Source organism: Caballeronia sp. KNU42 (assembly GCF_053760385.1).
In genome coordinates this window covers 2,398,418-2,419,524 of sequence record NZ_CM132388.1, presented here as the reverse complement: position 1 = coordinate 2,419,524, position 21,107 = coordinate 2,398,418, and the positions used below count along the sequence as shown (strand labels likewise).

Here is a 21,107-nt window from a genome sequence, read left to right as displayed (position 1 = left end):
TTCTACTGTTGCAACAATCCTTCACAAGTGCACAGCTTGTTCCCGGCGTCGCAAAAATGAAGAATGCGTCTTGTCAGAGCGCGATCCGTGCTCGAACTCAACTAGACACAGGAATCATCATGACGACCATTCTTCAAATCAATTCCGCAGCCCGCTCGCAAGGCGCCCAATCCACGTTGCTGGCTGACGAAGTGTCGGCGAAGCTGCAGCAAGCGCACCCGGGTGCGAAGCTTGTCGTGCGTAGCCTTCTCTCCGACAACCTTCCCCATCTCGACGATGCCACCCTCGGCGCATTCTTCACGCCTGCCGAGCAGCGCACTGCTGAACAGAACGCGATCCACGCCAAGAGCGAAGCGCTGATCGCCGAACTGCAAGCGGCTGACGTAGTCGTGATCGCAGCGCCGATGTACAACTTCGGCATTTCGTCGCAATTGAAGGCGTACTTCGACTGGATCGCCCGCGCCGGCATCACGTTCAAGTACGGCGCGAACGGCCCTGAAGGCCTTGTGACGGGCAAGAAGGTGATCGTGGTGTCCGCGCGTGGCGGCAAATACAGCGGCACGCCGAACGACTCGCAAACACCGTATCTGAAGTCGTTCCTGGGCTTCCTGGGCATGACCGACGTCAGCTTCATCTTCGCCGAAGGTCTGGCGATGGGCCCGGACGCTGCCGGCGCCGCCTTGGCTACCGCTCGCGACTCGATCGCCGCGCTGTAAGCTTGTGAAGTAGCTGTAAAAAACCCGCCGTGTCGGAAGACATCGGCGGGTTTTTTACGTCGGCGTGTCGGCCAGATCAGGCAAACGCCAATCGATGGCCGCTCGCCCGTGTTGTTCCAGATACGTATTCGCCGACACAAAATGCCCGCAGCCCAGAAAGCCGCGATGCGCTGACAGCGGCGAGGGGTGGGGCGCCTCCAGCACGCAATGTGATTTTCCAGCCGCCACCGCCGACGCAATCAACCCGCGTTTTGCCTGTGCATGCGCTCCCCACAGCATGAACACGAGATGTTCGTGTCGAAGGGCGAGTTCGTGAATCAGGGTGTCGGTGCAATGCTCCCAGCCACGTTTGGCATGACTGCCGGCTTTATCGCGTTCCACCGTTAGCGACGTGTTCAACAGCAGCACGCCTTGCTGCGCCCACGCGTCGAGGCAACCGTGAGCGGGCGCAGTAAAACCAAGGCTCGCATTGATTTCCTTGAAGATATTTTTCAGCGATGGCGGCGGCCGAACCGGCGCCGGCACCGAAAACGCCAAGCCGTGAGCCTGTGGCGCACCGCGATCCTCGCCGTGATACGGATCTTGGCCGAGGATCACGACCTTCACATCGCCGGAACGAGTCAGGCGCAGCGCGCGGAAGACATCGGCGGGATACACGGTTTTGCCGGCGGCGCGTTCTGCATCGACGAACGCGCACAGCGCTGCGTAATGCGGGCTCTCGACAAAAGCCTTCAGATGTTTGCGCCAGTCCGCCGGCAACGCGGCGAACTGACTTTCCAGCGAAGTATGCGACTGCGCTTTGACAGCCTCAGCTTCAAACAGAGACGCCTGACTCATTTCACGCCACCGTTGGGGCCACCCACTTTGGGTTCGCACAGATCGTAGCCCCGCCGTGCCTTGCTGGCGTCTTCGGGCTGGAGATAGAGAAACGCGCCCCGCATTTGCGCGGCAAGGGAGTTCAGTGCCTCCTCGTTGCCGGATTTCAGCTCGAGTTCGAGTTCGCTGATCGGTGTAGTGCGGCGCTCGCCGTCCACGTCGGTCGCCACTTCGCCGAGATCCAGCGCCGCTTCGATTTTCGCTCCGTCAATCTCGACGTCCCAGATCACGCGCGAAAAATCAGTGCGAAACAGGGCGATCAATTCGGGTGCGGCGTTGCTGAGCGCATTGGCGGCGTGTTCGTCGTCGCAGATCGCAAGCAAGGTGGGGATTTCCAGCGCCTCGCCTGCAACCGGCAATTCCCACTCGTGCCGATTGTGCAAACCTTCCTGCGATTCACCCGCTGTCTTGTACGTTTGCAGCCACTGATCCGGCGTGCCACGCAGGCGCACCGCGCTTTTGGCCTTGGCGAGCGCGCGACCCGGGGTATCGAAGTACACATTGGTGAGCTGAATCTTGCGGCCTTCCTGACCGGTGCGTTGCGTCAGGTCCTTCGCTATTTCGCCATGTTTCGATGTCGGCAGCGCCAGCTTGATCTCGCGTTCAATACTCAAAATAAACTCCGTGCAGCAGCGTCAGAAGAACATTCGCGCCAGTTCGGTACCGGGGTCGTCGGCGCGCATGAACGCCTCGCCGACCAGGAACGTCTGCACGTCCATGGCACGCAGACGCTCGACATCCACACGGCTCAGAATGCCCGATTCGGTCACCACTATACGGTCTTCGGGAACCATGTCCAGCATGCCGATCGTCGTTTCAATCGATGTCTCGAACGTGCGAAGGTTGCGGTTATTAACGCCGATCAACGGCGTCTTCAAGGTGAGCGATTGTTCGAGTTCGTCGCGATCGTGAACCTCGACCAGCACCGCCAGCCCGAGCGAGTGCGCGTACGCTTCCAGATCGCGCATTTGCAAGGGCTCGAGTGCGGCGGCGATCAGCAGAATGCAGTCGGCGCCCATCGCACGGGCTTCGAGGACCTGATAAGGATCGACGATAAAGTCCTTGCGCAGAACCGGCAGGCTGCACGCGGCGCGCGCTTGCTCGAGATACGCAATGCTGCCCTTGAAGAACTGCACGTCGGTCAGCACTGACAAACACGCGGCGCCGCCTCGTTCATACGATTGCGCGATATCGGCGGGGACAAAGTTCTCGCGTATCACGCCTTTCGACGGGCTCGCTTTCTTCACTTCCGCGATGATCGCCGGCTTCCCTTCAGCGTGCTTCGCGCGCAATGCGCCGACGAAGTCGCGCGAGTCGCGCGTGCTTGCCTGCAAACGCAGTTCCTCGAGCGATACGCTTTCCTGCGCGATGCGAACTTCGCCACGTTTGACTTCGATGATGCGATCGAGAATGTCACTCATGTCCTGACCTCGTTAATTGGCGAATTGCTGCGTGAAGCGCACGAGTTCATCGACTTTTTCGCGCGCTTGTCCGCTCGCGATCACCTCTTTCGCCAGCGCCATGCCGGCTTCGATGGATTCGACCACGTTGGCCGCGTACAGCGCCGTGCCTGCGTTCAGCGTCACGATTTCGCGCGCGACACATGGCTTGTTATTCAGCGCGCCGAGCAACATGGTCTTCGATTCCTGCGCGTCGGCCACCTTCAGCGTCCGGTTCGACACCATCTGCAGCCCGAAATCCTCCGGATGAATTTCATACTCGCGCACTTCGCCATTGCGCAGCTCGCCGACCACCGTTGCCGCGCCCAGCGATACTTCGTCCATGCCGTCCTTGCCGTACACCACGAGCACGTGCTTGGCTCCAAGGCGCTGCATCACGCGCACCTGAATGCCGACGAGATCCTCATGGAACACGCCCATCAACTGGTTCGGCGCGCCGGCCGGGTTGGTCAGCGGACCGAGGATGTTGAAAATCGTCCGCACGCCGAGTTCGCGGCGCACCGGCGCGATGTTTTTCATCGCCGGATGATGGTTCGGCGCGAACATGAAACCCATGCCCGTTTCGGCAATGGACAGCGCCACTTGTTCCGGCTTCAGGTCGATATTCACGCCCAGCGCCTCGAGCACGTCCGCGCTGCCCGATTTGCTCGATACCCCGCGACCACCGTGCTTTGCAACCTTCGCCCCGGCGGCCGCCGTAACAAACATGGTGGCCGTCGAGATGTTGAAGGTGTGCGAACCGTCGCCACCGGTACCGACGATATCGACGAGATTCTCGCTATCCGGCACGTTCACGTGATTCGCAAACTCCCGCATTACGGTAGCCGCCGCCGCGATCTCGCCAATGGTTTCCTTCTTCACCCGCAATCCCGTGATGATCGCGGAGGACATCACCGGCGACATCTCCCCGCGCATGATCATGCGCATCAGGTGCAGCATTTCGTCGTGGAAAATCTCGCGATGCTCAATCGTCCGTTGCAACGCTTCCTGGGCCGTAATTGTCATGATTGGATCTCGGTTCACGCGCGAATGCCTTGCGCCGGGCTCTTGACGAAGTTTTCGAGCAGCGCGTGGCCGTGCTCGGACAGAATCGATTCCGGGTGGAATTGCACGCCCTCGACCGCGAGTTCCTTATGACGCACGCCCATGATTTCGCCGTCGGGTGTCCACGCGGATATTTCCAGGCAATCCGGCAACGATTCGCGCTCGATGGCAAGCGAGTGATAACGCGTCACGCTGAAATGCTTCGGCAGGTCGGAAAACACCCCACGGCAATCCGTTTCGATCGTGCTGACCTTGCCGTGCATGATGGTCTGCGCCCGCACGACGCGTCCGCCGAACGCCTCGCCGATAGCCTGATGGCCGAGGCAAACACCGAGAATCGGGATCTTTCCGGAAAATTCACGCAGCACGTCGAGCGTGATGCCCGCGTGTTGCGGATTGCTTGGCCCCGGCGACAGGCAAATCCGCTCGGGATTCAGCTTCGCGATTCGATCGAGGGTAATTTCGTCGTTGCGGTACGTCTGCACGTCCTCGCCCAGTTCACCGAAATACTGGACCAGGTTATAGGTGAACGAATCGTAGTTGTCGATCATTAACAGCATGGTCTGTCTCCGGATCAGAAGTCGCTATCGAGGCCGTCTTGCACTTGCTCGGCGGCGCGCAAGACTGCTCGCGCCTTGTTCTCCGTCTCCTGCCATTCGGATTCGGGCACTGAATCCGCGACGACACCCGCCGCCGCCTGCACATACAAATTGCCCTTGTGGATGAGACCGGTGCGGATCGCGATGGCGAGATCCATCTCGCCCGTGAACGACAGATAACCGCAAGCCCCGCCGTACAATCCGCGTTTCACCGGCTCCAACTCGTCGATGATTTCCATCGCCCGCACTTTCGGCGCACCCGACAGCGTGCCGGCGGGGAAGGTGGCGCGCAGCACGTCGAAATTGGTCGTGCCGGGCTTCAGCTTGCCCTCCACCGAACTCACGATGTGCTGAACATGCGAATACTTTTCGATCGCCAGCTTGTCCGTCACCACCACCGATCCCGTCTGCGCAATCCGGCCAACGTCGTTACGCGCAAGATCGATCAGCATCACGTGTTCGGCCACTTCCTTCGGATCGTTCAGCAATTCGGTCGCGAGTTCGGCATCGCGTTCGGGCGTGTTGCCGCGCGGCCGCGTTCCGGCGAGCGGACGAATGGTCACGATCCTTTCGTCGCCACGTTTTTCCTGCCGCACGAGAATTTCCGGCGATGCGCCCACCACATGAAACTCACCGCCGAAGTTGTAGTAATACATATACGGCGATGGATTCAGCGAACGCAGCGCGCGATACAGCGAGAGCGGATTATCGCGGAACGGCTTTATGAGCCGCTGGCCGACCTGAACCTGCATCAATTCACCAGCCGCGATGTATTCCTTCGCCTTGCGCACCGCGTTCAGGTAATCGTCCTTCGCAAACTCTCGATACGTCTCCGTACGCACGCTCGCCGATGTCACCGGCGGTTGCACGGTCGTGCGCAAACGGGCGCGCAGTTCGCGCAGGCGCTGCTTGGCTTTTGTATAGGCTTCGGGTGTGGTCGGGTCGGCGTAGACAATCAGATAAAGCTTGCCGGCGAGGTTATCGATAACCGCCATTTCCTCGGTCAGCAATAACTGAATGTCGGGCAAGCCGAGATCGTCACGCGGAGCCGTATGCGCCAGCTTCTTTTCGATATAACGCACAGCGTCATATCCGAAATACCCTGCCAGACCGCCGCAAAAGCGCGGTAGTCCCGGACGCTGCGCAATCTTGAAGCGCTTCTGAAATTCTTCGATAAACGTCAGCGGATCGGCTTGGCTCGTTTCAATGACATTGCCGTCCTTCACCACTTCCGACACGCCGTTCTGCACCCGAATCATGGTGCGGGCCGGCAAGCCGATAAACGAGTAGCGCCCGAAGCGCTCGCCACCCACCACCGATTCCAGCAGGAACGAGTTGGCGCCATTGCGCTCGGTTTGAGCCAGCTTGAGATAAAGCGAAAGCGGCGTTTCGAGGTCGGCCAGCGCCTCGGCGATCAGCGGAATGCGGTTGAAACCTTCATTCGCCAGCGATTGGAATTCGAGTTCAGTCATGTTCTGATCCTTTACGTGCCGCTTGTTGGATTTGGCGACATCGAGCACACACGGGGCGCTGCGGATAATTTACCGCACGGCGCGAATCTCGCTCTCGTTTGTACGTCGCCTGATGCGTCAAACGCTGTCCCAATCGTAAGGGGCGCTAGCCATTTGGTGAAACGGCACGGCCGCAAAACGAATTTCGGGCGCAACGATTGATGCGGATCAGGCCAGGCATCAAGGTAAAACAAGTCGGCGGGATCGGCGCGCGGCATGCGCAGCGAAACAAAAAACGGTTGCCGAAGACGAGCTTCAGCGACCCTCGGGCGAGGTTAGCGCGACCAGCGACGCCAGGGCCAAGCTCCCCGGTCGATGCTGCTCAGACTCCGTTTTTTGTTCAGAAACATGAGGATTGAATTAGTCAGTCGATGTTGTCGCGCCGGGTGCAACAGGCGCGGCCATGGTTGCTGCTATTGCCTGTGCGGCACCTAGCAGGGAAGAAACTATACCATCGGATTTCACCAGGTGCACGGGTTTGCCGTGGTTGTAACCGTAAGGTACCGTAAGCGTTGCCATGCCCGCTGCGCGACCCGCGAGCGCGTCATTCTCCGAATCCCCGATGGCCACCGCTTCGCGCGGCAGCACGTCCAGCCGCTCGCAGGCAATCAGCATAGGCGCCGGATCGGGTTTCTTTTGCGCAACCGAGTCGCCGCCGAGCACAACCTTGAAATATTCCGCCAAACCGAACTTGGTCAGCAGTTCAACGGCGAACCGGTGCGGCTTGTTCGTCACGCACGCCAGGGGCAAACCGAGATCCCGCAGCGCTTTCAGGCCCTCCGTGACTTCCGGAAAGAGCGTGGCGCGTTGTCCATTGATGCGTGCATATTCGGTTTGGTAGATAGCCAGCGCGTCCTCGAACTTCGTGGTTGCTTCCAGTGCTGAAAATCGCACGGCCAGCACGCTGCGGATCAGGTTCTCCGAACCCTTTCCTATGTAGCCAATGACTTCGTCCCGATCGGTGGCCTTCGTGCCAATCCGCGCCAGCATGCCATTTAGCGCCGCGACGAAATCGTCGGCGGTGTCGATCATTGTGCCGTCGAGATCGATGATCGCCGCGCGCAGCGTCTTGTTCGTGAATGCCGGAAGCTGCGCCGCGAGTTCGCTCATCGTGCTTCCCCGGTATTCACTTTGGCCAGCTCTGCGCGCATTTGGGCGATTACGTCGTGGTAATTGTGGTGGCCGAAAATGGCCGACCCGGCCACGAACGTATCCGCGCCCGCTTCCGCAATTTCGCGGATGTTGTCGATCTTGACGCCGCCGTCCACTTCGAGATGAATCTCGCGTCCGGTCCGCTCCTTGTATTCGTCGATACGCCGACGCGCCTCGCGCAGTTTGTTAAGCGCTTCGGGAATGAACGACTGTCCGCCAAAGCCCGGATTCACCGACATGATCAGCACCAGGTCGACCTTGTCCATCACGTGGTCGAGATGATTTAGCGACGTGGCAGGATTAAAAACAAGACCGGCCTTGCAGCCGTGATCGCGGATCAGTGAAAGCGTGCGATCGATATGATCCGAACCTTGCGGATGGAAGCTGATCACATTGGCGCCGGCTTTCGCGAAATCCGGCACGATACGATCAACCGGGCGCACCATCAGATGCACGTCGATGGGAACATCCGTATGCGGCCGCAATGCCTCGCAGACCATGGGGCCGATTGTCAGGTTCGGGACGTAATGGTTGTCCATCACGTCGAAATGGATCCAGTCTGCTCCAGCGGCGACTACATTGCGGACCTCTTCGCCGAGAATGGCGAAGTCGGCGGACAAAATACTGGGGGACAGGCGAAATTGCGTCATGACGTCGGCCGGTTGCGAGCGGAAAATGCATTTTACAGCGTGACGACATTTTTGACCGCTGACCGAATGGCCTACGTCCCGTCCAGCAGCCTTCCACGGGCGTTTCGCGTGTTCGACAAAGCCCCTGCACATAGTGACGTTCTGTTGCGGGCACCGGCTGCATCAAGCAGAATGCGTCACCTGACGTTCACGCAAATTCGCGCAACCCGCGCCGGACCTAGGTCCTTGAGGGGGTTAGGAGTTCGAACCCGCGCCGCACATTTTTGAATTGGAAAAGCGATGAGCCAGTATGAATTCAGCGTAGCTGTTCAGACGCAATATCTCCCTGAACAATCGGATCCGGACGCCCACCAGTTTGCGTTCGCCTACACCCTGACCATCCGGAACACCGGCCAGGTCGCGGCACAACTGATCTCGCGGCACTGGATCATCACCGACAGCGACGACGTGGTTCAGGAAGTAAAGGGGCTTGGCGTGGTCGGTAACCAGCCGTTGCTGCCGCCGGGTGAGAAATTCGAGTACACGAGCTGGGCCGTGATTGCGACGCCCGTCGGCACCATGCGCGGCTCGTATTTTTGCGTCGCCGAAGACGGCGAACGTTTCGACGCGCCAATCGCCGAGTTTTCGTTGCACATGCCGCGTACGCTGCATTGAACTGGCGGCGTTGGGAGCACGTGCGATCATGGCGCTCGAAGTGCTCCTAGCGCCTGTTTTTCTTCTTGCCCGAAGCCGTCCACACGACGATAAAGATCAGCAGAAACAGCGCCAGGAAAGACTCGAGCGCAAAAATAAGCATTGGGTATTCGTCGAATAGATCAGACATGGCGGTTCTCATCAAGAAAGAACATTGTATGCGTTTCACTCGTTCGCTCGCCAGATTGGCGGGTTGGGCGGCGTCGATCACAGCAGCGGTCCTGCTCGCTTCGTGCGGTGGGGGCGGCGCTCTCAAGTCCGGGAGTCTTGCGCCGCCGACCGGTGCGCCGATCATCACGGGACAGCGCGCGGCGAACCGCCTGACTGCTGTGAGCTGGCAGCAGGTGCCTGGTTGGCAGGACGATTCGCTGCTCGGCGCGGCTGCCGCAATGCGCCAGAACTGCAGCCGTCTCGCGCAACAGCCCGCGTGGCGCCGGGCGTGCGCGGCGGCGCTGAGGCTCGACGATCTCGACATGAACGCCGCCCGCGAATTTTTTGAGGCGTACTTCACGCCATTCCAGTTGGCCAACACCGACGGCACGCTCGACGGTCTCGTGACCGGCTACTACGAGCCGCTGTTGCGCGGTTCGCGCACGCGTCACGGGCCTTATCAGTACGCGTTGTATCGATGGCCGTATCGGTTCAAAGCCGGCACCGCGCTACCAACGCGCGCCCAGCTCGAAAGTTCGGGCGTGTTGAACGGCAACGAACTGGTGTGGGTTGACGACCCTATCGAAGCGTTCTTCCTGCAGATCCAGGGCTCGGGACAAGTCGTGATGGAAGACGGGACCACGATGCGCGTTGGGTTTGGCGGGACGAACAACCAGCCGTACAAATCGATTGGGCGTGAGTTGCTGGATCGGCGTGAGCTCACACCCGCACAGGCGACGATGCAAGGTATCAAGGCGTGGGCGAAAGCGAATCCATCGCGTGTCGATGCATTGCTCGACGTCAATCCGCGCTTTGTGTTCTTCCGCGAGATGCCCGGCACGGAAACGCTGGCGGCTGGTGTGGGAGCCGGGCCGGTAGGCGCGCTGGGTGTTCCGCTTACGCCCGAACGTTCGATCGCCGTGGATCCATCCTCCATCCCGCTCGGCACGCCGGTTTTCTTGCAGACCACTCGACCGTTGAGCAATGCGCCGATGAACCGGCTGGTGTTCGCCCAGGACACCGGCAGCGCGATCAAGGGCGGCGTGCGTGCGGATTATTTCTGGGGTTTGGGCGACGATGCCGGGGATCTCGCTGGTCGAATGAAGCAGGGCGGCAGGATGTGGTTGCTGCTGCCAAATTCGTGACTGGCTTTAAGCGCCCGATTTAAGCTCCGGTTGCACGATCAACCCGGGGCTTTTCGCCGATCGATCACGCGCCGCGCCTTTCCGACTGACCTCTCGATGCCGTTCACACCCAACACCTGAATCACTGCACTGACGCCGATCAAGGCTTTGATGTCGTAAGCGAGGGCGGCTTTGGCCTGATCGAGAACACTGATATCCGGAGCCGTTTCAGGACAGGGTTCGACATTCAGCGTGAGCACGTCGAGCGGACCTTCCTTCGTCAGCACGATCTGATAATGCGGTGCGAGCGCGTGTTGTTTGAGCAGCAGCTCTTCAATCTGCGTTGGAAATACATTTACGCCGCGCACGATCATCATGTCGTCCGAGCGCCCCGTGATTTTTTCCATCCGACGCATCGTTCGCGCGCTGCCCGGCAAAAGCCGGGTGAGATCACGAGTCCGGTAGCGGACAATCGGCAGCGCCTCCTTGGTCAGCGAAGTGAATACGAGTTCGCCCAGTTCGCCGTCTGGCAAGACCTCGCCGGTCTCAGGATCGATGATCTCGGGATAGAAGTGGTCTTCCCAGATCGTCGGCCCGTCCTTCGTTTCGACACACTCCGACGCCACCCCCGGTCCCATTACTTCCGACAGTCCGTATATATCGACAGCGTCGATGCCCATCCGCTTCTCAATAGCCGTGCGCATGTCGTTCGTCCACGGCTCCGCACCGAAGATGCCGATACGCAGCGAACAATCGGCGGGATGTACGCCCTGGCGCTCGAGTTCGTCGGCGATCGACAGCATGTAACTCGGCGTCACCATGATGATGTCGGGGCGAAAATCCTGGATAAGTTGGACTTGCTTTTCAGTCTGGCCGCCGCCGAACGGAATCACGGTCAACCCGGCTCGCTCCGCACCGTAATGAGCGCCGAGGCCACCCGTGAACAGGCCATAACCGTAGCTGACATGCACTTTGTCTCCACGCCGTGCGCCCGCAGCCCGGATGGAACGCGCGACGAGATTTGCCCAGGTGTCGATGTCCTTCGCCGTGTAACCAACCACGGTCGGTTTGCCCGTCGTCCCCGACGACGCGTGGATGCGCGAAATCTGGTCGTGCGGAACTGCGAACATGCCGTACGGGTAGTTATCTCGGAGATCCTTCTTTGTCGTGAACGGGAACCGCGCCAAGTCGGCCAGGGTTTTCACGTCATCCGGATGAACGCCTGCTTCGTCGAACTTGCGGCGGTACACCGGCGAGTTTTCATATGCATGGGCGAGCGACCACTTGAGGCGTTCCAGTTGCAGCGCCATTAGTTCGTCGCGGCTGGCCGTCTCGATCGGGTCCAGCGGAAGCGTGTTGTTCATCGAGTGTCTCCTTCTTGATCGTCAATCAATCGCCCGAATCAACTTCGTATGGGCGCTGTGTTTTGTAGAGTGGGTCAGGACCCGACGGGAACCAGATTCCCTTTTATCTGCGATGACTTGCCGCGAAACATGGCGACTGTTTCGCCTTCACGGTTCGTGACGCGAATGTCGTAGATGCCGGTTCGTCCCGTCAGCGATTGTTCGACGGCTTCTGCCGACAAGCGGTCTCCGCCCTTCACCGCACGTAGAAATTCAATGGAACAGCCCGCCGCCACCGTATTGATGTTGTGCGAGTTACAGGCGAACGCGAACGTGGAGTCGGCCAACGTGAAAATGAGTCCGCCATGGCAGATGCCGTGGCCGTTCAGAAAGTCGTTACGGACGTTCATTTGCATGCGTGCGTACCCGGGGCGAACTTCCTTGAGTTCGAGGCCGAGTGCACGGCTGCATGCATCTGCGTCGTACATGGCTTGTGCGGTCGCGTTGGCGAGTTCTTCAGGCGTCATTGCTGCGTTCTCCCGGAGTTTTCTGATCGAGTTTCAGAGGCCGTCGAAGCGGGGCGCGCGTTTTTCCTTGAAGGCGGCGACACCCTCGACGTAGTCGTGCGAGTCACCCAGTTCGCGTTGAACGTCGCGCTCCAGATCCAGTTGCTGATCGAGCGTATTGTTCGCTGCAGCGCGGATAGCGTGCTTGATTGCAGCAATGGCCTTCGCGGGCTGGAGTGCGAGCTGCGTGGCAAGCTTGAGCGCCGCACTCTGCAATTGCTCGTCGTCGACCACTTTCCAGACCAGTCCCCACGCTTCAGCTTGTTCGGCGCCCAGCTTGTCGCCGGTCAACGCGAGGCCCAGCGCCCGTGCTTCACCAACGCGCCGCGGCAAGAGCCACGTGCCGCCGGAATCCGGTAACAAACCAATTTTCACAAAAGCCTGGACGAAACTTGCCGAACGCGCCGCGACGATCAGGTCGCATGCCATGGCGAGATTCGCTCCGGCACCGGCAGCGATACCGTTGACGGCGGCGATCACGGGCAACGGCAACGCCTGCAGGCGGCGCACGAGCGGGTTGAAATGCCGGTCGATCAGCTCGCCCAGGTTGGTCATCGCCCCAGGTGTGAAGTCAAGATCCGCGAGATCCTGGCCGGCGCAAAAACCGCGGCCTGCCCCCGTGATCACCAATGCCCGGGCGTTACTTCCTTCGACCTGATCGAGCGCTTCGCTCAATTCCTCATGCATCGTCCTCGTGAAGCTGTTCAGCTTGTCGGGACGATTGAGCGTCAGCGTGGCGACACGCGTGCCGGCGTCGATACTGATGACGATTGAATTGCCGTTGCCGGACATGGTGTCTCCTTGCTGGCTAAGTTGTGCAAATAAGCATGCCTTCGATACTAGCCGCGCCCAACGCCGCTTTCCACTAGGCCGAATGGCCTATGCTTTCACGCGGCGTTGCGGGGCGGGCACCTATGCCGTTTGGCCAGCTGTTGCCGGCGCGGTCTTGGGTGCAACATGCACTCTGCTTTGAACAACGCGGAAGCGGTTGGCGACGAACGCTGCGTCTGACAACGCCGAGTTAGCTGCAGGATTGGCGCCGGTGCCGTGGAAGTCCGAATATGCGGCTGTCTGGTTGACGAACACGCCACCGGTCAGATTGATCGAGAGTGCGACACCGCCGCGAATCGCGGCGTTGTAGGCTGCGTCGACCACTGCATCGTCTGTGCTGTACACAGAGAACGTGAGGGCACCGTGTTCCGCAGCAATCGATCCCGCCAAGTCGAGAGACTGCGCCGTCGAGTCCGTCGCAATGACAAACGAGATTGGGCCAAACCATTCCTGCGTGAATTTTTCGGCGTCGGTGCGAACGTCCATTTTCAACATGAGGGGAGAGCGCACGTGAGCATCAGGGAACGCGGGGTGAGCAAGCGATTGGCTGTCCGTGAGCACTTCGCCCAGTTGCCGGGCGTCGGCAATGCGCGCCATCACGCCATCATTCTGAATGGCACCCGTCAGTTCGACAGCGCGGGCCGGATCGGATATGAGCTTTTCAACGGCAGCCGCGAGCGCCTTCGCGACGTCGTCGAAGCTCGTGCGGCCTTCGCTGGCGTGGATGCCGTCGCGTGGCACGTAGATGTTTTGCGGTGCCGTGCACATTTGGCCGGAGTACAACGCCAGCGAGAACGCAATATTGCTGGCAACGGCTTTGAGGTTGTCGACGGAATCGATCACGATTTGATTCACGCCGGCCTTCTCCGTGTAGACCTGCGCCTGGTGCGCATGGCGCTCGAGCCAGTTGCCGTTTTGCGTGCTGCCGGTGAAATCAATCAGCTTGATCTCGGGGCGCAGCGCAAGATCTTGAACGAGGGGGCCATCGTTCGCTTCGGTCGCAAGCAGCGTGACCACGTTCGGGTCGAATCCGGCTTCGCGCAAAACGTCACGAGCGATACGTACCGTAATTGCCAGCGGCAGGATGGCGCCAGGATGCGGCTTGACTATGACCGTATTACCCGTGGCCAGGTCGGCGAATATGCCCGGATAGCCGTTCCATGTGGGGAATGTGCAGCAACCGAGCAGGAGACCCGTGCCACGCGGCACGACAGTGAAACGCTTGTGCATCGCGAGCGGGGGATTTTTGCCTTGGGGCTTCTCCCAATAAGCGTTGGCCGGAATTCGGCGGAGCTCGTCCCAAGCGTAGGCCACTGCTTCCAGCGCGCGATCCTGTGCATGCGGACCGCCAGCCTGAAAGGCCATCATGAAGGCTTGCCCGGTCGTGTGCATGACGCTGTATCCGATCTCGAAACTCGCCTTGTTCAGCCGGGTCAGTATTTCGAGGCTTACACCCGCCCACGCGTCAGGGCCGGCGGCGCGCCACTGACTTTGCGCCGCTCCGGATGCAGCCAGCAGAGCGTCGACGTTCGCTTTCGGATAGCGAATTCCCAGCGAGAGCCCAAAGGGCGAACGCTCATTGCCGACCGTCTCGCCGGTTGTCGGCTGGTCCAGATCGAACGTCCGGTTCAGGTGCGCTTTGAAGGCCGCCTCGCCGTCCGAACTAGCCGTTTCACCGTACACTTTGGGACTAGGCATTTCGGGAAACGGGCTCCAGTAGCCACGCGTTGCAATGGCGGCAAGCGCTTGATTAAGCGTCGCTTCGTGCTTCGTGAATAGCGGATGTGTCATGGCGGCAAGGGATGAGTAACGGTAATGGACGCTCGGTCAATTAATTGACCGACCGGTTGGTTTGCGAATGTTAGCATTTTCGAGACGCGTGCGCGAAGCGTTTTTCGCGCGAGTTCACATAGGAGGAATGAATGGCTTACGAGAATCTATTGACCGAAGTCCGCGGACGAGTGGGCTTGATCACGCTGAACCGGCCGAAGGCGCTGAACGCGCTAAACGACGCCCTGATGGATGAGCTCGGCGTCGTGCTGAAGGAATTCGATGCCGACGAGAACATTGGCGCGATCGTATTAACCGGCAGCGAAAAAGCGTTCGCTGCCGGGGCGGACATCGGCATGATGGCCGGCTATTCCTATATGGACACATTCAAGGGCGACTACATCACGCGCAACTGGGAAACGATCCGCACTATTCGCAAGCCGATCATTGCTGCGGTGTCAGGCTTCGCGCTTGGTGGCGGCTGTGAGCTAGCCATGATGTGCGACATCATCATTGCCGCCGATACCGCAAAGTTCGGTCAACCGGAAATCAAACTTGGCGTGATCCCGGGTGCCGGCGGCACGCAGCGCCTGCCGCGCGCGGTGTCGAAGGCGAAGGCGATGGACATGTGCCTGACGGCACGCATGATGGGCGCTGAGGAAGCGGAGCGCGCAGGCCTGGTATCTCGCGTTGTGCCCGCGGCAAGCTTGTTGGACGAAGCATTGGACGCGGCATCGATAATCGCGAGCTTCTCGCTGCCGGCGGTAATGATGGCGAAGGAGTCCGTCAATCGTGCATATGAATCGACGTTGGCAGAAGGAGTTCACTTCGAGCGTCGCATGTTCCATTCGCTCTTCGCCACTGAAGATCAGAAGGAAGGAATGGCCGCGTTTGTCGAGAAGCGGAAACCGGTTTTTAAGCATCGTTGAAATTCTTTTCGCGAACCCCTTGCGCGAGTGAGAAACGGGCACTAGAATTCCGTTCCTTCGCTTCACGAAGAGGCGAAGGGAAGTGAGAAAGTGGTGGGTGCGTATCGTTTTAGAGGATGCCGCAGAGCCAAGCAGGACGGGCTTCGCAGCGAATCGGAAAGTCGGGGTTGAGTAAAAAACCTGTTGACGAAAAGCGAAACGCAGGACATAATCTCGTTTCTGTGCTGCAGATGCAGCGACGCGAAAGCGGCAGGGTTCTGAGGGTTGGGAATCGTGCGGTGGGTAGCGAATGTTCTTTAAAAACTAACAGCCGATAAGTGTGGGCGCTTGGTGCTTGGCTTTAAAGCGTGGTGGTGTTTTCCGGGGTAACTCGGCAGATGCTGCCGTGAAGCGAAAGTATCAAGTCTCACACTAGTATTAAGGTAGGTTTTGAGCGTCTTTCTGTCAAAGGAAAGATGGGAGGAACTTGTCAGTACGTTGAGTGAGCGACCTATTCGCAAGAATAGAAAACAGTAACAGGCATTGAACTGAAGAGTTTGATCCTGGCTCAGATTGAACGCTGGCGGCATGCCTTACACATGCAAGTCGAACGGCAGCACGGGGGCAACCCTGGTGGCGAGTGGCGAACGGGTGAGTAATACATCGGAACGTGTCCTGTAGTGGGGGATAGCCCGGCGAAAGCCGGATTAATACCGCATACGATCTACGGAAGAAAGCGGGGGATCCTTCGGGACCTCGCGCTATAGGGGCGGCCGATGGCAGATTAGCTAGTTGGTGGGGTAAAGGCCTACCAAGGCGACGATCTGTAGCTGGTCTGAGAGGACGACCAGCCACACTGGGACTGAGACACGGCCCAGACTCCTACGGGAGGCAGCAGTGGGGAATTTTGGACAATGGGGGAAACCCTGATCCAGCAATGCCGCGTGTGTGAAGAAGGCCTTCGGGTTGTAAAGCACTTTTGTCCGGAAAGAAAACCTTCGCTCTAATACAGTGGGGGGATGACGGTACCGGAAGAATAAGCACCGGCTAACTACGTGCCAGCAGCCGCGGTAATACGTAGGGTGCGAGCGTTAATCGGAATTACTGGGCGTAAAGCGTGCGCAGGCGGTTCGTTAAGACAGATGTGAAATCCCCGGGCTTAACCTGGGAACTGCATTTGTGACTGGCGAGCTAGAGTATGGCAGAGGGGGGTAGAATTCCACGTGTAGCAGTGAAATGCGTAGAGATGTGGAGGAATACCGATGGCGAAGGCAGCCCCCTGGGCCAATACTGACGCTCATGCACGAAAGCGTGGGGAGCAAACAGGATTAGATACCCTGGTAGTCCACGCCCTAAACGATGTCAACTAGTTGTTGGGTCTTCATTGACTTAGTAACGTAGCTAACGCGTGAAGTTGACCGCCTGGGGAGTACGGTCGCAAGATTAAAACTCAAAGGAATTGACGGGGACCCGCACAAGCGGTGGATGATGTGGATTAATTCGATGCAACGCGAAAAACCTTACCTACCCTTGACATGGTCGGAACCCTGCTGAAAGGTGGGGGTGCTCGAAAGAGAACCGATACACAGGTGCTGCATGGCTGTCGTCAGCTCGTGTCGTGAGATGTTGGGTTAAGTCCCGCAACGAGCGCAACCCTTGTCCTTAGTTGCTACGCAAGAGCACTCTAAGGAGACTGCCGGTGACAAACCGGAGGAAGGTGGGGATGACGTCAAGTCCTCATGGCCCTTATGGGTAGGGCTTCACACGTCATACAATGGTCGGAACAGAGGGCTGCCAACCCGTGAGGGGGAGCTAATCCCAGAAAACCGATCGTAGTCCGGATCGTAGTCTGCAACTCGACTACGTGAAGCTGGAATCGCTAGTAATCGCGGATCAGCATGCCGCGGTGAATACGTTCCCGGGTCTTGTACACACCGCCCGTCACACCATGGGAGTGGGTTTTACCAGAAGTGGCTAGTCTAACCGCAAGGAGGACGGTCACCACGGTAGGATTCATGACTGGGGTGAAGTCGTAACAAGGTAGCCGTATCGGAAGGTGCGGCTGGATCACCTCCTTTCTCGAGCTCAAACGTATTAAAGTGAAGTGCTAAAGCGCTCACGCTTATCGGCTGTAAGAAGACAGGCTAAGGGTCTGTAGCTCAGTTGGTTAGAGCACCGTCTTGATAAGGCGGGGGTCGTTGGTTCGAATCCAACCAGACCCACCATGATTCCTTGAGTGATGATTAACGAATGCGTTAAGCGTCATAAAAGAGGAATTACGGACCCTTCAGCATCAAGGTACTGGGGGATTAGCTCAGCTGGGAGAGCACCTGCTTTGCAAGCAGGGGGTCGTCGGTTCGATCCCGTCATCCTCCACCAATCATCAATGCATAGCATTCTTTGTAAAGAGAGTGATTACGCATTGGCGATTGAGCCAGTCAGTAAATCATTTAAGGCATGGCGCTTTAAATGATGCTGTCGTTCTTTAACAATCTGGAAGAAGTAGTAAAGGTCAATGTGAAAGCACTTAGAGATGGGTGTGAGTAGATTGATCAGGGTTGTGATTGTATCAATGTATGAAAAGGTGATCGAAAGATCGCTTTGGAATACGGCGCAACACGAATACTCAACCTATAGCGGGGTGAAGAAAAACACGGTCCGGGGCAACCTGGGTGGTGTTTGGAGAGACACACTCGTTATAGGGTCAAGCGAACAAGTGCATGTGGTGGATGCCTTGGCGATCACAGGCGATGAAGGACGCGGTAGCCTGCGAAAAGCGACGGGGAGCTGGCAAACGAGCTTTGATCCGTCGATGTCCGAATGGGGAAACCCGGCCCTTCTGGGTCATCCGTAACTGAATACATAGGTTACGTGAAGCGAACGCGGTGAACTGAAACATCTAAGTAACCGCAGGAAAAGAAATCAACCGAGATTCCCAAAGTAGTGGCGAGCGAAATGGGATCAGCCTGTACTCTTTAGCACGACCGTTAGCCGAACACTCTGGAAAGTGTGGCCATAGCAGGTGATAGCCCTGTAGGCGAAAGCGGATGTGTGGAACTAGGTGTACGACAAGTAGGGCGGGACACGTGAAATCCTGTCTGAAGATGGGGGGACCATCCTCCAAGGCTAAATACTCGTGATCGACCGATAGTGAACCAGTACCGTGAGGGAAAGGCGAAAAGAACCCCGGGAGGGGAGTGAAATAGATCCTGAAACCGCATGCATACAAACAGTCGGAGCCTCGCAAGGGGTGACGGCGTACCTTTTGTATAATGGGTCAGCGACTTACGTTCAGTAGCAAGCTTAACTGATTAAGGCAGGCGTAGCGAAAGCGAGTCCGAATAGGGCGTTCAGTTGCTGGGCGTAGACCCGAAACCAAGTGATCTATCCATGGCCAGGTTGAAGGTGCGGTAACACGTACTGGAGGACCGAACCCACTAATGTTGAAAAATTAGGGGATGAGCTGTGGATAGGGGTGAAAGGCTAAACAAACTTGGAAATAGCTGGTTCTCTCCGAAAACTATTTAGGTAGTGCCTCGTGTATCACCTTCGGGGGTAGAGCACTGTCATGGTTGTGGGGTCCATTGCGGATTACTACGCCATAGCAAACTCCGAATACCGAAGAGTGCAATCACGGGAGACAGACATCGGGTGCTAACGTCCGGTGTCAAGAGGGAAACAACCCAGACCGCCAGCTAAGGTCCCCAAATATTGCTAAGTGGGAAACGAAGTGGGAAGGCTAAAACAGTCAGGAGGTTGGCTTAGAAGCAGCCACCCTTTAAAGAAAGCGTAATAGCTCACTGATCGAGTCGTCCTGCGCGGAAGATGTAACGGGGCTAAGCAATATACCGAAGCTGCGGATGCGAGATTTATCTCGCATGGTAGGAGAGCGTTCCGTAAGCCTGTGAAGGTGCATTGAAAAGTGTGCTGGAGGTATCGGAAGTGCGAATGCTGACATGAGTAGCGATAAAGGGGGTGAAAAGCCCCCTCGCCGTAAGCCCAAGGTTTCCTACGCAACGTTCATCGGCGTAGGGTGAGTCGGCCCCTAAGGCGAGGCAGAAATGCGTAGCTGATGGGAAGCAGGTTAATATTCCTGCACCATTGTTAAATGCGATGGGGGGACGGATCGCGGAAGGTTGTCCGGGTGTTGGAAGTCCCGGTCCTTGCATTGGAGAAGGCGCTTAGGCAAATCCGGGCGCGGAATTCAAGGGTGTGAGGCCATTCGCTTAGGCGAAGAAGCAATCGGAAGTGGTTCCAAGAAAAGCCTCTAAGCTTCAGTTTAACAAGACCGTACCGCAAACCGACACAGGTGGGCGAGATGAGTATTCTAAGGCGCTTGAGAGAACTCGGGAGAAGGAACTCGGCAAATTGGTACCGTAACTTCGGGATAAGGTACGCCCCTGTAGCTTGATGCGCCTGCGCGCAAAGGGTGAAGGGGTTGCAATAAACTGGTGGCTGCGACTGTTTAATAAAAACACAGCACTCTGCAAACACGAAAGTGGACGTATAGGGTGTGACGCCTGCCCGGTGCCGGAAGATTAAATGATGGGGTGCAAGCTCTTGATTGAAGTCCCGGTAAACGGCGGCCGTAACTATAACGGTCCTAAGGTAGCGAAATTCCTTGTCGGGTAAGTTCCGACCTGCACGAATGGCGTAACGATGGCCACACTGTCTCCTCCCGAGACTCAGCGAAGTTGAAGTGTTTGTGATGATGCAATCTCCCCGCGGCTAGACGGAAAGACCCCATGAACCTTTACTGTAGCTTTGCATTGGACTTTGAACCGATCTGTGTAGGATAGGTGGGAGGCTATGAAACCGGAACGCTAGTTTCGGTGGAGCCGTCCTTGAAATACCACCCTGGTTTGTTTGAGGTTCTAACCTTGGTCCGTGATCCGGATCGGGGACAGTGCATGGTAGGCAGTTTGACTGGGGCGGTCTCCTCCCAAAGTGTAACGGAGGAGTACGAAGGTACGCTAGGTACGGTCGGAAATCGTGCTGATAGTGCAATGGCATAAGCGTGCTTAACTGCGAGACCGACAAGTCGAGCAGGTGCGAAAGCAGGTCATAGTGATCCGGTGGTTCTGTATGGAAGGGCCATCGCTCAACGGATAAAAGGTACTCTGGGGATAACAGGCTGATACCGCCCAAGAGTTCATATCGACGGCGGTGTTTGGCACCTCGATGTCGGCTCATCTCATCCTGGGGCTGTAGCCGGTCCCAAGGGTATGGCTGTTCGCCATTTAAAGAGGTACGTGAGCTGGGTTTAAAACGTCGTGAGACAGTTTGGTCCCTATCTGCCGTGGGCGTTGGATATTTGAAGGGGGCTGCTCCTAGTACGAGAGGACCGGAGTGGACGAACCTCTGGTGTACCGGTTGTCACGCCAGTGGCATCGCCGGGTAGCTATGTTCGGAAGAGATAACCGCTGAAAGCATCTAAGCGGGAAACTCGCCTTGAGATGAGATATCCCTGGAGCTTCGAGCTCCTTGAAGGGTCGTTCTAGACCAGGACGTTGATAGGTCAGGTGTGGAAGTGCAGTAATGCATTAAGCTAACTGATACTAATTGCCCGTAAGGCTTGATCCTATAACCAGTGTGTGTCGGCAGCCGTTAGTGCTTTAGCACTTATGGATGCCCCATCCCGCGCGAAGCGCGGGGTCTTGATGAGCGAAAGGCTCACACACGCCAAGGTTGAGATCATGTTGTGCCTAGTAACA

General features: G+C 57.9%; 17 protein-coding genes, 2 tRNA genes and 2 rRNA genes. 8 read left to right on the top strand and 13 right to left on the bottom strand.

The window, feature by feature from the left end; genetic code table 11:
* The first annotated feature begins 119 nt into the window (after positions 1-119).
* Positions 120-716: an FMN-dependent NADH-azoreductase gene (locus ACSOSP_RS10790; RefSeq protein WP_455306408.1), complete on the top strand. Its 597-nt coding sequence runs from the start codon at positions 120-122 to the stop codon at positions 714-716.
* Between the two features lie 54 nt (positions 717-770).
* Here ACSOSP_RS10790 and ACSOSP_RS10785 read toward each other — a convergent pair whose 3' ends face one another.
* From ACSOSP_RS10785 to rpe, 8 genes are all read right to left on the bottom strand, one after another.
* A complete protein-coding gene (locus ACSOSP_RS10785; RefSeq protein WP_455306406.1) occupies positions 771-1,553 on the bottom strand; it encodes a uracil-DNA glycosylase in 783 nt (260 codons plus the stop codon).
* Positions 1,550-2,206 carry a CYTH domain-containing protein gene (locus ACSOSP_RS10780; RefSeq protein ID WP_455306404.1) on the bottom strand — a complete coding sequence of 219 codons (657 nt, stop codon included), beginning with the start codon at positions 2,204-2,206 and terminating at the stop codon, positions 1,550-1,552. Before ACSOSP_RS10780 ends, ACSOSP_RS10785 begins: the two co-directional genes overlap by 4 nt.
* Positions 2,207-2,227: 21 nt before the next feature.
* Positions 2,228-3,013: an indole-3-glycerol phosphate synthase TrpC gene (trpC, locus tag ACSOSP_RS10775; protein WP_455306403.1), complete on the bottom strand. Its 786-nt coding sequence runs from the start codon at positions 3,011-3,013 to the stop codon at positions 2,228-2,230.
* Positions 3,014-3,025: 12 nt separating this feature from the next.
* Positions 3,026-4,057 (bottom strand): anthranilate phosphoribosyltransferase, encoded by a 1,032-nt coding sequence (gene trpD, locus ACSOSP_RS10770; RefSeq protein WP_455306401.1) that lies wholly within the window; start codon positions 4,055-4,057, stop codon positions 3,026-3,028.
* 14 nt (positions 4,058-4,071) lie between these two features.
* Positions 4,072-4,656, bottom strand: coding sequence for an aminodeoxychorismate/anthranilate synthase component II (locus tag ACSOSP_RS10765; RefSeq protein ID WP_455306399.1), 585 nt, complete (start codon positions 4,654-4,656; stop codon positions 4,072-4,074).
* Between the two features lie 14 nt (positions 4,657-4,670).
* A complete protein-coding gene (gene trpE / locus ACSOSP_RS10760) occupies positions 4,671-6,167 on the bottom strand; it encodes an anthranilate synthase component I (RefSeq protein ID WP_455306397.1) in 1,497 nt (498 codons plus the stop codon).
* A gap of 399 nt (positions 6,168-6,566) precedes the next feature.
* Positions 6,567-7,316, bottom strand: coding sequence for a phosphoglycolate phosphatase (locus tag ACSOSP_RS10755; RefSeq protein WP_455306396.1), 750 nt, complete (start codon positions 7,314-7,316; stop codon positions 6,567-6,569).
* The gene (rpe, locus tag ACSOSP_RS10750; protein WP_455306394.1) at positions 7,313-8,008 is read right to left on the bottom strand and encodes a ribulose-phosphate 3-epimerase; all 696 of its coding nucleotides are present in this window, start codon (positions 8,006-8,008) and stop codon (positions 7,313-7,315) included. Before rpe ends, ACSOSP_RS10755 begins: the two co-directional genes overlap by 4 nt.
* Positions 8,009-8,287: 279 nt before the next feature.
* Between rpe and apaG the strand changes: the two genes are divergently transcribed.
* Positions 8,288-8,662, top strand: a complete 375-nt coding sequence (apaG, locus tag ACSOSP_RS10745; protein ID WP_455306392.1) for a Co2+/Mg2+ efflux protein ApaG — start codon at positions 8,288-8,290, stop codon at positions 8,660-8,662.
* A gap of 46 nt (positions 8,663-8,708) precedes the next feature.
* Here the strand turns inward: apaG and ACSOSP_RS10740 are convergent, their stop codons facing one another.
* Positions 8,709-8,831 (bottom strand): hypothetical protein, encoded by a 123-nt coding sequence (locus ACSOSP_RS10740; RefSeq protein WP_455306390.1) that lies wholly within the window; start codon positions 8,829-8,831, stop codon positions 8,709-8,711.
* Between ACSOSP_RS10740 and mltA the strand changes: the two genes are divergently transcribed.
* Positions 8,830-9,996, top strand: a complete 1,167-nt coding sequence (mltA, locus tag ACSOSP_RS10735; RefSeq protein WP_455306388.1) for a murein transglycosylase A — start codon at positions 8,830-8,832, stop codon at positions 9,994-9,996. The genes ACSOSP_RS10740 and mltA overlap by 2 nt on opposite strands.
* A 38-nt stretch (positions 9,997-10,034) precedes the next feature.
* Here mltA and paaK read toward each other — a convergent pair whose 3' ends face one another.
* The 4 genes from paaK to paaN all read right to left on the bottom strand — a co-directional run bounded on the left by paaK (position 10,035) and on the right by paaN (position 14,506).
* On the bottom strand, positions 10,035-11,339 hold the full coding sequence (paaK, locus tag ACSOSP_RS10730; protein ID WP_455306386.1) for a phenylacetate--CoA ligase PaaK: 1,305 nt from the start codon (positions 11,337-11,339) through the stop codon (positions 10,035-10,037).
* A gap of 74 nt (positions 11,340-11,413) precedes the next feature.
* Positions 11,414-11,845 carry a hydroxyphenylacetyl-CoA thioesterase PaaI gene (paaI, locus tag ACSOSP_RS10725; protein WP_455306384.1) on the bottom strand — a complete coding sequence of 144 codons (432 nt, stop codon included), beginning with the start codon at positions 11,843-11,845 and terminating at the stop codon, positions 11,414-11,416.
* A 33-nt stretch (positions 11,846-11,878) separates the two neighbouring features.
* Positions 11,879-12,676 carry a 2-(1,2-epoxy-1,2-dihydrophenyl)acetyl-CoA isomerase PaaG gene (gene paaG / locus ACSOSP_RS10720; protein WP_455306383.1) on the bottom strand — a complete coding sequence of 266 codons (798 nt, stop codon included), beginning with the start codon at positions 12,674-12,676 and terminating at the stop codon, positions 11,879-11,881.
* 120 nt (positions 12,677-12,796) lie between these two features.
* On the bottom strand, positions 12,797-14,506 hold the full coding sequence (gene paaN, locus ACSOSP_RS10715; protein ID WP_455306381.1) for a phenylacetic acid degradation protein PaaN: 1,710 nt from the start codon (positions 14,504-14,506) through the stop codon (positions 12,797-12,799).
* A gap of 131 nt (positions 14,507-14,637) precedes the next feature.
* Between paaN and ACSOSP_RS10710 the strand changes: the two genes are divergently transcribed.
* From ACSOSP_RS10710 to ACSOSP_RS10690, 5 genes are all read left to right on the top strand, one after another.
* Positions 14,638-15,414, top strand: coding sequence for an enoyl-CoA hydratase (locus ACSOSP_RS10710; RefSeq protein WP_455306379.1), 777 nt, complete (start codon positions 14,638-14,640; stop codon positions 15,412-15,414).
* 524 nt (positions 15,415-15,938) lie between these two features.
* Positions 15,939-17,471 (top strand): 16S ribosomal RNA (locus tag ACSOSP_RS10705).
* Between the two features lie 70 nt (positions 17,472-17,541).
* Positions 17,542-17,618 (top strand) — tRNA-Ile (locus ACSOSP_RS10700).
* A gap of 78 nt (positions 17,619-17,696) precedes the next feature.
* A tRNA-Ala gene (locus ACSOSP_RS10695) sits at positions 17,697-17,772 on the top strand.
* Between the two features lie 323 nt (positions 17,773-18,095).
* Positions 18,096-20,976 (top strand): 23S ribosomal RNA (locus ACSOSP_RS10690).
* The 16S and 23S rRNA genes sit together here with 2 tRNA genes alongside, the layout of an rRNA operon.
* Positions 20,977-21,107: the final 131 nt, after the last annotated feature.

Coding starts and splice junctions, on each gene's coding strand:
- ACSOSP_RS10790 (WP_455306408.1), top strand. CDS start 120: ATGACGACCATTCTTCAAATCAATTCCGCAGCCCGCTCGCAAGGCGCC.
- ACSOSP_RS10785 (WP_455306406.1), bottom strand. CDS start 1,553: ATGAGTCAGGCGTCTCTGTTTGAAGCTGAGGCTGTCAAAGCGCAGTCG.
- trpC (WP_455306403.1), bottom strand. CDS start 3,013: ATGAGTGACATTCTCGATCGCATCATCGAAGTCAAACGTGGCGAAGTT.
- trpD (WP_455306401.1), bottom strand. CDS start 4,057: ATGACAATTACGGCCCAGGAAGCGTTGCAACGGACGATTGAGCATCGC.
- ACSOSP_RS10765 (WP_455306399.1), bottom strand. CDS start 4,656: ATGCTGTTAATGATCGACAACTACGATTCGTTCACCTATAACCTGGTC.
- trpE (WP_455306397.1), bottom strand. CDS start 6,167: ATGACTGAACTCGAATTCCAATCGCTGGCGAATGAAGGTTTCAACCGC.
- ACSOSP_RS10755 (WP_455306396.1), bottom strand. CDS start 7,316: ATGAGCGAACTCGCGGCGCAGCTTCCGGCATTCACGAACAAGACGCTG.
- rpe (WP_455306394.1), bottom strand. CDS start 8,008: ATGACGCAATTTCGCCTGTCCCCCAGTATTTTGTCCGCCGACTTCGCC.
- apaG (WP_455306392.1), top strand. CDS start 8,288: ATGAGCCAGTATGAATTCAGCGTAGCTGTTCAGACGCAATATCTCCCT.
- mltA (WP_455306388.1), top strand. CDS start 8,830: ATGGCGGTTCTCATCAAGAAAGAACATTGTATGCGTTTCACTCGTTCG.
- ACSOSP_RS10740 (WP_455306390.1), bottom strand. CDS start 8,831: ATGTCTGATCTATTCGACGAATACCCAATGCTTATTTTTGCGCTCGAG.
- paaK (WP_455306386.1), bottom strand. CDS start 11,339: ATGAACAACACGCTTCCGCTGGACCCGATCGAGACGGCCAGCCGCGAC.
- paaI (WP_455306384.1), bottom strand. CDS start 11,845: ATGACGCCTGAAGAACTCGCCAACGCGACCGCACAAGCCATGTACGAC.
- paaG (WP_455306383.1), bottom strand. CDS start 12,676: ATGTCCGGCAACGGCAATTCAATCGTCATCAGTATCGACGCCGGCACG.
- paaN (WP_455306381.1), bottom strand. CDS start 14,506: ATGACACATCCGCTATTCACGAAGCACGAAGCGACGCTTAATCAAGCG.
- ACSOSP_RS10710 (WP_455306379.1), top strand. CDS start 14,638: ATGGCTTACGAGAATCTATTGACCGAAGTCCGCGGACGAGTGGGCTTG.